Here is a 12,691-nt window from a genome sequence, read left to right on the forward strand (position 1 = left end):
ATGCGCCGGGGTCGAGCGTCTGCGCTGCGATCGCGCCCTCCTGGGAAATTCTCTCATCGTCGCAGCGCGGAATCGATAAGCTTGCGGTGTGTCTCGCCGCGATCCTGTGCTCGTCGTCGATGACGATGCCGTCAGCCGGCAGATGTTGCTGCGCGCGCTGGCCGACGCGGGCATCGAGACCATCGCCGTCACCTCCGGCGCGGAGGCGCTCGTCTGGCTCAAGGCGAGCGTCCCCGCGCTCGTGCTGCTCGACCTCGTGATGCCGCCCCCGGACGGGTACGTCGTCCTCAGCGCCGTGCGGGACGACCCCCGGACGAAGGACGTCCCCGTCGTCGTGCTGACGGCGCTCGACGCCGACGAGGAGGTCGCCCGCGCCTTCGAGCTCGGCGCGGACGACTTCATCCGCAAGCCGTTCCGCCCGGCGGAGCTCATCGCCCGCATCCGCGGGCAGCTCCGGATCCGCGACTACGTCGACGCGCTCGCGCGCAAAGAGCACGACGCGAAGGTGGTCCTCGAGCTCACGCAGGCGCTCTCGTCGACGCTCGACTTCCGGAACATCCTCTTCACGGTCGTGCGGCGCATCGCCGAGGTGGCCCGCGTCGACCGCTGCAGCATCGTGCTCGTGCGCGATCAGGGCGACGTCGGCTACGTGGTCGCCGCGAGCGACGACAAGGAGCTCCGGGATCTGCCGATCGACCTCGGGAAATACCCGGAGATCCAGCGGGTCATGCGCACGGGCGACGTGCTCGTGATCGACGACGCGAAGGCGCACCCGCTCTTCGACATCGTGCGCGCGGAGCTCCCGGAGAACGCGTTCCGCTCGCTCGCGCTCCTGCCCATCCTGTTCGAGGACAAGCCGCTCGGCGTGCTCTTCCTGCGCGGCCGGCAGCCCGTCGCCCCCCACGCCCACGAGCTCTCGCTCGCCCGCACCGTCGCGAGCGCCACCGCGATCGCCCTGCGCAACGCGCGCATCCTGCAGTCGCTGCGCGATCAGACGCAGCAGAGCACCTTCGCCCGGTTCGAGGCGGAGCGCCGGCTGAAGGCGCTCCAGCGCTACGCCGACTTCTTCCACTCGACGGCGGACGGCATCATCGTCGTCGATCCCGACGGCCACATCCTCTTCTCCAACCCGCGCGCGCAGGCGATCACCGGGCGCACGGCCGAGGACCTCGAGAAGGCCAAGCTCGCCGACCTCGTCGACGCGCGCGAGCTCCCGCTCCTCGAGGAGATCCGGGCTGGCTTCGCGAAGGGGTCGTTCCCGCACATGGTGGACTTCACCGTGCGGCGCGGCGAGCCCGAGCAGGAGAAGCTCATCCTGAGCTTCAGCTTCAGCAGCGTCCTCCGAGAGGAGAGCGGCGCCGTCCTGGTCAGCTTCCGCGACGTCACCACGGAGCGCGCCACCGAGGCGGAGCTCACCAAGACGAAGGAGTTCCTCGAGCGGGTCATCGAGAGCTCCGTCGACGCGATCGTCTCGGCCAACATGGAGGGGGTCGTCCTGCTCTTCAACCGCGCCGCCGAGCGGATCTACGGCTACGACGCGAAGGAGGTCGTCGGCGCGATGAACGTCCGCGCGCTGTACCCCGACCACAACGCCGAGCAGATCATGAGGCTCATCCACGCGAAGGAGCACGGCGGCCCCGGCCGGCTCGAGGGCTACCGGACCGAGGTCCTGGCCAAGGACGGGTCGCGCATCCCGGTGCACCTCTCCGCGGCGCTCATCTTCGAGAACGGCGTGCCCGTCGGCTCCGTCGGCATCTTCACCGACCTGCGCGAGCGGATGCGGATGGAAGCCCGCCTCACCGAGGCGCAGGAGGAGCTGCGCTCTCGCGAGAAGCAGGCCCTCATCGCCGAGCTCGCGGGCGCCGCCGCGCACGAGCTGAACCAGCCGCTCACCAGCGTGCTCGGCTACGCCGAGCTGATCTGCCGTCGGATCGACGACGCGTCCCCCATCAAGGGCGCGGCGGCGACGATCCGCAGCGAGGCCGAGCGGATGGCGGAGATCGTCCGCAAGATCGGCAAGATCACCCGCTACGAGACGAAGTCCTACGTCGGCGCCGCGAAGATCATCGATCTCGATCGGTCGAGCGGCGACGATCCGAGCAGGGTGATCGGGTGAGCGGAAGGACCGCGGAGCACCTGGGGGAGCAGCCGTCGTCCGACGCTCCCGTCACGCTCCGGAAGCCGCTCACCCGGGACATCCCGCTCGAGTGGATCGACAACCTGCTGCTCGCAGCGAGCGAGCTCGATCCCTCCGCCTCCGTCGAGCAGCGCGCCTTGGCGCTGCTCGGCGCGGCCGAGAGGGCGCTCGCGGGCTGCGGGCTCGGCGTCTGCATCCCCGGCGCGGCCGGCGCGCAGGTGGTCGTCCGGGTGTCGCCGCGCGCGCGCCGTGACGACGCCCGCGATCCGGCGCGGCTCCTGCCCGAATTCGCGTTCGAGCGCGTGGCGGCCATCGAGCCCGACGGTCGCTCGAGCGTGCACATCGCGGCCGACGACGCGGGGTACCTCGACAGCGCGCCGATCGGAGCGCTGATCGACCGGCTCGCGCTCGCCCTGCGGATCACGATCCGAGAGGCGCGCGCGCAGCAGTCGCTGCGCGATCAGATCATCCAGGCCGAGAAGCTGGCCTCCCTCGGGAAGATGGCCGCCGGCGTCGTGCACGAGCTCAACAACCCGCTCACCTCGATCCTCGCCTACTCCGAGTACCTGCGCCGCAAGGGCGAGCGCAGCGGCTTCGATCCCTCGGACATCGAGCGGCTCGCGAGGATCAACGAGGCCGCGGATCGCATCCGCCGCTTCACGCGCGATCTGATCGCCTACTCGCGGCCGTCCACGGAGAAGCCGGGCGCCGTCTCCCTCCATGACATCATCGAGCGCGCGCTCGTCTTCTGCGAGCACCTCCTCGATCAGACGGGCGTCACCGTGGAGAAGTGCTTCGGCGAGATACCGCCCGTGCACGGCGTCATCGACCCGCTGACGCAGGTGTTCGTGAACCTGTTCACGAACGCGGCGCACGCGATGCACGAGCGCGGCGGCTGCCTTGACATCGCGACCGCGATGTCACCGAACGACGGCTACATCACGGTGACCATCCAGGACGAAGGGCACGGGATCGAGGCCGACCACCTGCCGAGGATCTTCGACCCGTTCTTCACGACCAAGACCGACGGCACCGGTACCGGGCTCGGCCTGAGCATCGTGCGGAACATCGTCGCCTCGCACGGCGGCGCCATCCGCGCGGCCGCGCGCGCGCCGCGGGGGACGGTCTTCTACCTGGACCTGCCGATCGCGCTGCCGTCCTCGGGGCGCCGCTGAGCGCCGGGCGCCGCTGAGCGCCGGGCGCCGCTGAGCGCCGGGCGCTCCTCGGGCTCAGATTGCGCTCAGGGCGCGACCTTGACGCCGAGCACGAGCACGCCGCCCAGGTGCTGCTGACCCGCCACGAAGAAGTTCTCGCCGGCCTTGGCGTTCACCTCGAGCAGCGGCAGGAACGTGTTGCCGCCGGGCTTCTGGATGCTCGCGCTGATGACGAAGCGCTTCGGCTCGTCCTGCTTCTTCGCGGCCACGACGTCCTTCAGCGACACCATGAGGACGCTGCCGTTCGGCAGCTTGGTGGTCGTCGGCTTGCCCTTCTGCAGGCTGATCTTCAGCCGATCGAGGAGCTTGTAGCTGTTGTACGCCGAGAACGGCGGCTTCCCGAGCTCGGGCATCTTGCCGATCTTCGGATCGATGCCGGTCCCGTCGTTCGTCGCGTGGAGGACCACGACCTCGGACGTCACCGCGGCCTCGGACGGCGCCGCCGGAGCGGGGGCCGGCGTCTTCTCCTGCGCGACGGCAAGGGAAGGGCTCGCGCCGAGCGCCAGGACCATCATCGCGGTGATCGCACTCGCAAGAAATCTCATCACTGTCCTCCCGGACCGTCATCGGAGAGCCAAACCACCGTGGTCGTCGGGCCAGAGGCCACGGCCTCCCGCGGAACGTAGAAGATGGTGCCCATGCGCGCCCCGAAGTCGACCGCGGCGATCTCGACGCCGGGCTCGATCTCGCCCTCGGCGCTCGGCGCGGCGGCGGGCTCGCTCGGCGGCGCCGCGGGCGCAGGGGCGAGCGCCTCGGGGACCGTCCGCGCCGGCAGCGCCGCGGTGGGCGCCTCGACGTCCATCCGCCCCCAGACCATCAGCGCGGCGGCCGCGGCCACCGCGAGCGCCGTCAGCGCGAAGATCCCGCGCGCGTTGTCGTTGGCCGGCGATCCGCGGAGGCGCGCCGGGCTGCGAGGTGGCTCGCCCGACGGCGACACGGCGAGCGGCCGCGCGGCGGCGCCGCCGTCGTTCTTCGCGACCGCGCCCGATCCCTCGCCGATCTTCGCCATCACCGCATCGGCGATGCTGTCCGCCGCGCTGGAGGCCAGCGCGCTGTCCCGGATCATGTCGGACGCGGTGACGAGCCCTGCGACCTTCGCGCGGCAGCGCGGGTCGTGGAGCACGTAGTCCTCCACCTGCCGGTGCCTCGCTTCATCGAGCTCACCGTCGACGTAGAGCATCAGCTCCAGGTCCGTCGGCGGGGCGCTCGCCTCCCCGTGGTTCGCCTTGCTGCTGTTGGCGGTACTCACGCGATCTCCTCCGGGTCCGCTGCGGGGCCCTTGCCCTCTTCCTCCGCGTAACAGTCAGCGAGGGCACGCTGAAGCTTCTGACGAGCATGGAACAGGCGGCTCATGATCGTCCCCTTCGAGACCCCCATGGCCTGAGCCATCTCCTCGTACGACATCCCCTCGACCTCGCGCATCAGGATGACCCCCCGGTGGTAAGGCGGCAGCGCGTCGAGCGCGGCCTGAATGCGCCCGGCGATCTCCCGGCGCCGGACGACGTTGAGGGGATCGGCGCCGTCGATCCGAGCGACGAGCGGGAAATCGGACTGCTCTTCGGCTGCCTGGTTTTCCTGGAACTCGAGGTCGCGGCGCCCCGGCTTCCGCATGAGGTCGATCGCCAGGTTCGTGACGATCCGGTAGAGCCAGGTGAAGAACGAGGAGCCGCCCTGAAAGGAGCCGAGGCCCTTGTAGACCCGGAGAAAGGCGTCCTGCACCAGCTCGCGCGCGTCGTTCTCGTCGCGCACGAGCCCCATGGCGATCGCGAAGGCCCTGCGCTGGTGCCGTTCCACGAGCGAGCGGAATGCCGCCTGGTCACCCTGCTGCGCCCGCTCGATGAGCTCACGATCCTCCTCCGCCTCTCGCCGTCGTGCCTCGCGATTGGACGCACGGGCCGAAGCGCTATTCAGGCGCGCGTGAAGCTGCTTTGCGTCACGGCGGTCGCCGTCCGCGGACGGGTCGTCGCCTTCCGGTTCTCCCGGATCGTCGCCGGGGTCGCCGGGGGGCGCGACCCGCTCAAGCTCGTCCGGGGGGGCAGGTGCAGAGGCCACGGGGTCAGCTTACCTGAGGAGGCCGGGGGACAAGGAACACCGCGACGCAGGTTGCCTCGTGAGACCCGCGGCGGCCGGCGGGCGCGCCGGACAGGAGACAGGGACCGCCCGGCTCACGGCTCATCGGGCTCTTCGTTGATCTCGGGGAGCTCGCCGAGCGTGAGGCGCACATCGAAGACCCGCTCGAGCCGGGCGACGCGGAGCGTAACGGTCTTGCTCACGCCCGCGATGCTCGCCATCCACCGCAGCTCGTTCGGGTCGGAAATCGTCTTGCCTTCGAAGCCGATGATCACGTCGTCCGGCGCGATCCCGGCCCGCTCCGCGGGCCCCCCCGCCACCACCGTCTTCACCCAGGCCCCCTTGCGATCGGGACGCTTGAGCCGCCCCGCCTCGATCGAGTTGAGGACGTCGACGATCACCCCGACCTGGCTCCGCCGGATCTTCCCGTCGCGCAGCAGCATCGGCAGGAGCTGCCGCACCATGTTGATCGGGATCGCGAAGCCGATGTTGTTGGCGTTGGCGCGCACGGCCGCGTTGATGCCGACCACCTCGCCCTTGAGGTTCAGGAGCGGGCCGCCGGAGTTGCCCGGGTTGATGCTCGCGTCCGTCTGGAGGAAATTGAAATAGCCGCTCGGATCGAGCCCCTTCACGTCATCCCGGGTGCGGCCCTTGGCGGAGAGGATGCCCGCCGAGACCGTGTGGGAGAGGCCGAACGGATTGCCGATCGCCACGACCCAGTCGCCGACCTCGATGAAGTCCGAGTCGCCCAGAGGAAGCGACGGGAGCCCCTTCTCATCGACCTTCAGCACGGCGACGTCCGTGTGCTTGTCGCGGCCCACGACGGTGGCCTTGATGTCGCGGCCGTCGACGAAGCTCACGAGGATGTCGGTCGCGCCCTCGATGACGTGGTTGTTCGTCAGCAGGTAGCCCTCGGGGTCGTAGACGAAGGCGGTCCCGAGGCCCTCGGCGACCGTGCGGCGACGGCCGCCCGGCTGCTGCTGCCGCTCGACGCGGGCCTTGACCGTCGCGACCGCCGGGTCGGCCCGGCGCGCGAGCGGCGCGAAGGAGCCGGGCATGCCCTCGGAGCGGACGATGGGAGGAGGCGGCGGGGCGGGGGGAGGCGGCGGGGTGGCCACCACGGGCACGGCGCCCGAGGGGACCGAGGAGCTGCTGGCGCTCGAGGTGTGGCCAGGGGCGGCCTTGCTGCACGCGGCGACCAGCCCGGCGAGGAGGACCCACGAGAGAGCCCTGGCGCCGGCGGTCACGACCGCTTCGAGACCTCGAGGTAGCGCATCCGCAGATCGTAGAGCGCCGTTTCGAGCAGCCGTTCCTCGTCGCCGGTGAGGTTCCCCTTGGTCTTCTCCTGGAGCAGGGTGAGCAGGTCGATGTCCTGATGCGCGAGGACCAGGTTCCGCTCTTCGTTGCCCTCAGGGTTGGGCGCGTCGCCCAGGTGCACGTAGGCGGAGCCGATGATCGACAGCACGAACGTCGAGAAGTCGAGCGTCGGCAGCTCCGGAGGATTCCCGAGCGGAGGGAGGTCCTCCTGATCCGTCGCGTCGCTCACTCTGTCCCTTCGTCGTCGAGCTCAGGCTCGACCCGCGGTCCATGCGTCGACGCGCCGAGCGCCGGCTGATCGACGGCGATCATCTCGGATTGCTCCTCCACATCCTGCAAGCTCGCGAGGTGCGACTCGATGGTCGCGGCGCTGAGCGTCCCGCTCGCCAGCAGGCGCTCGCGCACCCGGCGATCGAGGTCCAGCTCCGTCAGCTTGCCCTTCTCACCCACGGTCATGTTGTGATCTCCTCGAACAGACCCGCCAGTTCGCGGCGGGCTTATGACGACTTCTTCGAGAGCGTCACGAGCGGTTCCCCGTGCTCGTGATCGTGGCTGTGCCCGTGGTCATGGTCGTGATCGTGACCGCAGCACCCGCCGCTATCGGACTCCTCGATGCGCTCCTCGAGCTCGGCCTGAGCCTGCGCGATCTCCTCCTCGCTGGCGGCGCGCACGTCGCTGACCTGGACCTGAAAGCGCACCGTCTGGCCAGCCAGCGGGTGGTTCGTGTCGACCCGGAAGCCATCGGGGAGGATGTCGACGACCCGGAGCGCGACCGGCTCTCCGTCCGGCCCCTGGGCGACGAACTCGTCGCCGACCTCGACCTCACCCGCGTCGGGGAAATCGGCCTTGTCGACCTCGAAGATGCCGGAGTCCTCGCGCTCGCCGAAGGCGTCTTCCGGCTCGACGGTGATCTCGCGCTGCTCGCCGGCGCGCAGCCCCTCGAGGGCGCGCTCCAGACCGGGCACGATCTGAGCGTATCCGTGAACGTAGATGAGCGGCTCCGCGGCGGGCGCCTGGTCGACCGCCTCGCCTTTCTCGTTGAAGAGGACGTAGGACAGCGTGACGACCGTGTCCGTTGCGATGGGCAGCGACTCCATAGGCGGCGTTGGTGTGCCACGGCGGTTCCGCGGTTTCAAGCGAGCCGCGCCGGCCCGGGCGGCATGCTATGAGGACGTCCGATGGCCGATTCCATGGCTCGGGCGACCGGTCGCGACCCTCTCGACGCGTCGGACCCGGCCGCGCAGGTCGGTCCGGAAGCGAAGCGCGCTCGCCCCAGCGATGCGCCGCCGGGCGCGGCGCGACCGACCTCGGCCGCCCCTGCGCCTCACGGATCCCATGGCGGCGCGTCGCCCCGCGGCCCGCACGGGGGGGCGCCGCCCCTCCCACGCGGGCGAGAGAGCCTGGAGCAGGAGCTCTCCCGGGTGGGCACGAAGCGCTGGCTCGGGCGGCTGGGCGTCCTCGCGGCGATCGCCGCGATCGTGGCGGCGGTCGTGGTGTGGCGCATCCAGACGAGGCCGCCGCCGCCGCCGCGCTACGTCACGGGCGACGTCACCACGGGCGACGTGGTCGAGGTGGTGCAGTCGACGGGGCAGGTGAAGCCGCTCACCGAGGTGCAGGTCGGCGCGCAGGTCTCCGGGCGAATCACCAAGGTTTACGTGGACTTCAACAGCATCGTGAAGGCCGGCGACGTGCTCGCCGAGATCGATCCGACGCTGTTCGGGGCGCAGATCGACTCGAACCAGGCGCAGCTCGAGGCGGCGAACGCGAGCGTCGTGCGCGCCGAGGCGTCGCTCGGGACGGCCAAGCAGCGGCTCGAACGCGCGAAGAAGATGGTCGCGGAGGGGGTCGGCTCGCAGGCCGACCTGGACACGGCGCAGGGCGCCTACGACGTGGCGCTCGCCGATCTCGCGGCCTCGAAGGCGCAGGTGGCCCAGCTCAGGGCGGTGCTCCGCTCCTCGACGACGAACCTCCAGTACACGCGCATCTTCTCGCCCATCGACGGCGTCGTCATCAGCCGCGCGATCGATCCCGGGCAGACCGTGGCGGCGAGCTTCCAGGCGCCCACGCTCTTCGTGATCGCCCAGGATCTCCGCAAGATGCGCGTGCTCGCCGACATCGACGAGGCGGACGTCGGGCGGCTCCGCGAGGCCATGGAAGCCGACGTCAGCGTCGACGCGTTCCCGGGCGAGACGTTCCGGGGGACGGTGAGCCAGGTGCGCTACAGCCCCCTGAACCAGTCGGGCGTGGTGACGTACGCGGCGGTCGTCGAGGTCGACAACCCCGACGTCAAGCTGCGGCCGGGGATGACGGCGACGGTGAGCATCCGGTCCGCCGAGGCCAGGGGGGTGCGGCGGCTGCCGAACGCGGCGCTCCGGTTCAAGCCGGCGCCGGAGCGGGACAAGGACGGCAAGGAGATCAAGGGGCCGCCCCTCGAGCCGCTCCCGCCGAAGAAGGGCCGCGTCTACGTGCTGACCGACGCGACGCCGGGCGCGGAGAAGATCGAGCCGCGCGTCGTCGATGTCGGGATCACCGACGGCATCTTCACCGCGCTCGCGACCGATCTCGGGCCGGTCAAGGTCGTCACCGACGAGAACGATGGTCCGTCGTCGGGCGGCAGGGGGCGCGGCCCCCGGCTGTTCTGAGGCGCGATGCTGCCGCAGAGCCAGGGCGTCGCCGCGGTGCTCCGAGACGAGCCGCTCATCGAGCTCTCGAGCGTCGGCAAGGACTACACGACGGAGGCCGTCGTCGTGAGGGCGCTTCGCCACGTGGATCTGACGATCCAGCACGGTGATTTCGTCGCGATCGTCGGGCAGAGCGGCTCGGGCAAGAGCACCTTGATGAACATCATCGGGTGCCTGGACCGGCCGACGCGGGGCACGTACCGGCTCGACGGGCTCGACGTCACCCGGCGCAGCAACGACGCGCGCGCCATCGTGAGGAACCGCCTGATCGGGTTCGTCTTCCAGGGGTTCAACCTGCTGCCGCGGACCACGGCGCTCGAGAACGTGGAGCTGCCGCTCGTCTACCGGGGCATCGGCGCCGCGGAGCGGCGCAAGCGGGCGCTCGACGCGCTCGGCGCGGTGGGGCTGGCCGAGCGCCTGCACCACACGCCGAACCAGCTCTCGGGCGGCCAGCAGCAGCGCGTCGCCATCGCGAGGGCGCTCGTCACCTCGCCGCCGCTGCTCCTCGCCGATGAGCCCACGGGCAACCTCGACACCCGCACGAGCTTCGAGGTGCTCGGGCTCCTGCAGCGGCTCAACCTGGACGGGATCACCATCGTCCTCGTCACGCACGAGCCGGACATCGCCGCCTGCGCGAGCCGCGTGATCACGATGCGCGACGGCGAGGTCCGCAGCGATCTCAGGAACGACCGCCCCGTCGACGCGGCCGAGGCGCTGGCCGCGCTGCCGCGCCCCGAGGCGGAGGCCCACGAGCAGGCGCCGTGAGGGGGTACTTCGCCGCCATCCGGATCGCGCTGCGCGCCATCGTCCGCTCGAAGCTCCGCGCCGCCCTGACGGTGCTCGGCATCCTCATCGGGGTCGCGGCCGTGGTGGTCGTCGTGGCGCTCGGGACGGGCGTGCGCAACCGCATCCTGGGCGAGATCTCGGGCCTGGGCGCGAGCTCGATCTACGTCTTCCCGCAGTCGACGCAGGCGTCGGGGCTGAAGCGCCGCGATAGCGTGCGGATGTCGGAGGCCGACGGGGCCGCGATCCTGAAGGAGTCGATCAGCGTGGCCGCGCTGAGCCCGTTCAGCTCGACCTCGATGCAGATCGTGGCCGGAGAGGCCAACGTCGCGACGCAGATCATGGGCGTGACGCGGAGCTACCTCGAGATCCTGTCGTATCGCGTCGACAAGGGCGACGGCTGGACCGAGGCAGACGAGCAGCTCAAGACGAAGGTCTGCGTCATCGGCGAGACCGTCCGCGAGAACCTGTTCGGCTCGGGCGAGGCGGTGGGGCAGTACGTCCGGATCGGCAAGCACCCGTTCCGGGTGATCGGGGTGCTCGCGAAGAAGGGGCAATCTCCGTTCGGGGAGGACCAGGACGATCGGCTGCTCATGCCGATCGGCAGCTTCCGGTCGCGCGTCGTTCCGAGCGCGCCGGGCAGGGTGCAGATGCTCATCGCGGCCGCGACCAGCGAGCGGACCGTCGACCGCGCGGTGGAGCAGATCGACCGCATCCTCCGGCAGCGCCGCGAGATCGCGCCCGACGACGAACCGGACTTCGTGATCCGCACGCAGGCGGAGTTCCGGGCCTCCCAGGAGCGGATCATCGACACCTTGACGATGCTCCTGTCCTCGATCGCAGCGGTCTCGCTCCTCGTCGGCGGGATCGGCGTCATGAACATCATGCTGGTCAGCGTCACCGAGCGGACGCGCGAGATCGGAATCCGCATGGCGATCGGCGCCTCGGAGGGCGACATCCTGGTCCAGTTCCTGGTCGAGGCGATCACCCTGTCGCTCATCGGCGGCCTGATGGGGCTCGGCGCCGGGCTCGGCCTCATCCAGATCTTCGCCGCAGCGCTCGGCTGGAGCATGACGTTGCCGGTCAGCGCGGTCGTCGTCGCGGTGGGGACGAGCGCCACGATCGGGGTCGTCTTCGGGTTCTTCCCGGCGCGCCGCGCCGCGCGTCAGGATCCCATCACCGCCCTGAGGCACGAATGATCGCGGCGCTCACCCGCGTCTTCTCCGCGGTCGTGATCGCGCTGCGCGCCGTCCGCCGGAACAAGCTCCGCGCGGGGCTCACGATCCTCGGCATCACCATCGGCGTCGCGGCCGTGGTCACCGTCACCGCGCTGGCGAGCGGCGCGCGCGCCAACGTCAACGCGCAGATCTCGAACCTCGGCTCCAACTCGCTCATCGTCTTCGCGCGCTCCGCCCGCGCCTCGGGCGTCCGCAGCACCACGGGCGCGAAGCTCTCGGAGCTCGACGGCCAGGCGCTCCTGCGCGAGTCGACGAGCATCCGGCTCGCGGCGCCCTTCCTCAGGTCGAGCGCCCAGGTCATCTACGAGGGCCAGAACTCGAGCCCGACGCTCGTAGGCACGCGCCTCAGCTACTTCGAGATCCGGAGCTGGAAGGTGGCCCAGGGAGAGGCGTGGAGCCCCGCCTCGGAGAACCTCTCCGAGAAGGTCGTCGTGATCGGCGCGCAGACCGCGCGGGATCTGTTCGGATCGCTCGACCCGATCGGCCGCATGGTGCGGGTCGGCCGACAGGCCTACCGCGTGCTCGGCGTGCTCGAGGAGAAGGGGGCGTCGCCCTTCGGGCAGAGCCAGGACGACATCGTGCTGATGCCCATCACCACGATGCGGTCGCACGTCGTCGCCACGCGGCCGGGAGAGGTGCACGCGATCTTGCTGAGCTCGACGTCGGCCGAGACGTCCGAGCGCGCCAGGCAGCAGGCCGAGGCGATCCTCCGGCAGCGGCACCGCATCGGCGAGGGCGACGAGGACGACTTCGCCGTCCGGAGCCAGGCGGAGTTCCAGGCCATGCAGGACGCGATCTTCGCGGCGCTCTCCGCGTTGCTCGTCAGCATCGCGGCGGTGTCGCTCGTCGTCGGCGGCATCGGCGTCATGAACATCATGCTGGTGTCGGTCACGGAGCGCACCCGGGAGATCGGCATCCGGATGGCCATCGGCGCCCGGGAGATCGACATCCTGCTGCAGTTCCTGCTCGAGGCGCTCGTGCTCGCCACGCTGGGCGGCCTGGTCGGCAGCGCGCTCGGGTACGGCGTCATCCTCGGCTTCTCGAGCGCCCTCGGCTGGCCGATGAAGCTCGAGCCCGTGGCGCTCGGCGTCGCGCTCGGGGTGAGCACGGCGATCGGGATCGTCTTCGGGTTCTTCCCGGCGCGTCGGGCCGCGCGCATGGATCCGGTGAACGCGCTCGGACGCGAGTAGCGCGCGTTCCCCTGGGCCGCCGAGGCGACCCGGGGAGGCGGAGGCGCGGCCGCGCGGGCGG

13 protein-coding genes are annotated in these 12,691 nt (G+C 70.8%); 6 read left to right on the forward strand and 7 right to left on the reverse strand.

Annotation, left to right across the window (positions count from 1 at the left end; genetic code table 11):
• Positions 1-88: 88 nt before the first annotated feature.
• The gene (locus tag WME76_RS33940) at positions 89-2,116 is read left to right on the forward strand and encodes a PAS domain S-box protein (protein WP_437956375.1); all 2,028 of its coding nucleotides are present in this window, start codon (positions 89-91) and stop codon (positions 2,114-2,116) included.
• Positions 2,113-3,312, forward strand: coding sequence for a sensor histidine kinase (locus WME76_RS33945; RefSeq protein ID WP_437956376.1), 1,200 nt, complete (start codon positions 2,113-2,115; stop codon positions 3,310-3,312). Before WME76_RS33940 ends, WME76_RS33945 begins: the two co-directional genes overlap by 4 nt.
• A 65-nt stretch (positions 3,313-3,377) precedes the next feature.
• Here WME76_RS33945 and WME76_RS33950 read toward each other — a convergent pair whose 3' ends face one another.
• The 7 genes from WME76_RS33950 to WME76_RS33980 all read right to left on the reverse strand — a co-directional run bounded on the left by WME76_RS33950 (position 3,378) and on the right by WME76_RS33980 (position 7,835).
• Positions 3,378-3,896, reverse strand: coding sequence for a hypothetical protein (locus tag WME76_RS33950; protein WP_437956377.1), 519 nt, complete (start codon positions 3,894-3,896; stop codon positions 3,378-3,380).
• Complete coding sequence (locus WME76_RS33955; protein ID WP_437956378.1) at positions 3,896-4,600, reverse strand: anti-sigma factor family protein; 705 nt, start codon at positions 4,598-4,600, stop codon at positions 3,896-3,898. The genes WME76_RS33950 and WME76_RS33955 overlap by 1 nt, the downstream gene beginning before the upstream one ends.
• Complete coding sequence (locus tag WME76_RS33960) at positions 4,597-5,262, reverse strand: sigma-70 family RNA polymerase sigma factor (protein WP_437962185.1); 666 nt, start codon at positions 5,260-5,262, stop codon at positions 4,597-4,599. Before WME76_RS33960 ends, WME76_RS33955 begins: the two co-directional genes overlap by 4 nt.
• Before the next feature lie 254 nt (positions 5,263-5,516).
• Positions 5,517-6,668, reverse strand: a complete 1,152-nt coding sequence (locus tag WME76_RS33965) for a S1C family serine protease (RefSeq protein WP_437956379.1) — start codon at positions 6,666-6,668, stop codon at positions 5,517-5,519.
• Positions 6,665-6,967: a DUF1844 domain-containing protein gene (locus WME76_RS33970; protein ID WP_437956380.1), complete on the reverse strand. Its 303-nt coding sequence runs from the start codon at positions 6,965-6,967 to the stop codon at positions 6,665-6,667. The genes WME76_RS33965 and WME76_RS33970 overlap by 4 nt, the downstream gene beginning before the upstream one ends.
• Positions 6,964-7,194 (reverse strand): hypothetical protein, encoded by a 231-nt coding sequence (locus tag WME76_RS33975; protein WP_061611123.1) that lies wholly within the window; start codon positions 7,192-7,194, stop codon positions 6,964-6,966. Before WME76_RS33975 ends, WME76_RS33970 begins: the two co-directional genes overlap by 4 nt.
• Before the next feature lie 41 nt (positions 7,195-7,235).
• On the reverse strand, positions 7,236-7,835 hold the full coding sequence (locus WME76_RS33980; protein WP_437956381.1) for an FKBP-type peptidyl-prolyl cis-trans isomerase: 600 nt from the start codon (positions 7,833-7,835) through the stop codon (positions 7,236-7,238).
• A gap of 324 nt (positions 7,836-8,159) precedes the next feature.
• On the opposite strand from WME76_RS33980, the gene WME76_RS33985 reads away from it, so the two are divergent.
• The 4 genes from WME76_RS33985 to WME76_RS34000 are packed head-to-tail and all read left to right on the forward strand — an operon-like array spanning position 8,160 to position 12,630.
• The gene (locus WME76_RS33985; protein WP_437956382.1) at positions 8,160-9,380 is read left to right on the forward strand and encodes an efflux RND transporter periplasmic adaptor subunit; all 1,221 of its coding nucleotides are present in this window, start codon (positions 8,160-8,162) and stop codon (positions 9,378-9,380) included.
• 6 nt (positions 9,381-9,386) lie between these two features.
• The gene (locus tag WME76_RS33990) at positions 9,387-10,184 is read left to right on the forward strand and encodes an ABC transporter ATP-binding protein (RefSeq protein ID WP_061611120.1); all 798 of its coding nucleotides are present in this window, start codon (positions 9,387-9,389) and stop codon (positions 10,182-10,184) included.
• Complete coding sequence (locus tag WME76_RS33995; RefSeq protein WP_437956383.1) at positions 10,181-11,401, forward strand: ABC transporter permease; 1,221 nt, start codon at positions 10,181-10,183, stop codon at positions 11,399-11,401. Before WME76_RS33990 ends, WME76_RS33995 begins: the two co-directional genes overlap by 4 nt.
• A complete protein-coding gene (locus tag WME76_RS34000) occupies positions 11,398-12,630 on the forward strand; it encodes an ABC transporter permease (RefSeq protein WP_061620998.1) in 1,233 nt (410 codons plus the stop codon). The genes WME76_RS33995 and WME76_RS34000 overlap by 4 nt, the downstream gene beginning before the upstream one ends.
• The last annotated feature ends 61 nt before the right edge of the window (positions 12,631-12,691 follow it).

Origin of the sequence: Sorangium sp. So ce119, assembly GCF_051524405.1 — a bacterium.
Classification (GTDB): domain Bacteria; phylum Myxococcota_A; class Polyangia; order Polyangiales; family Polyangiaceae; genus Sorangium; species Sorangium cellulosum_G.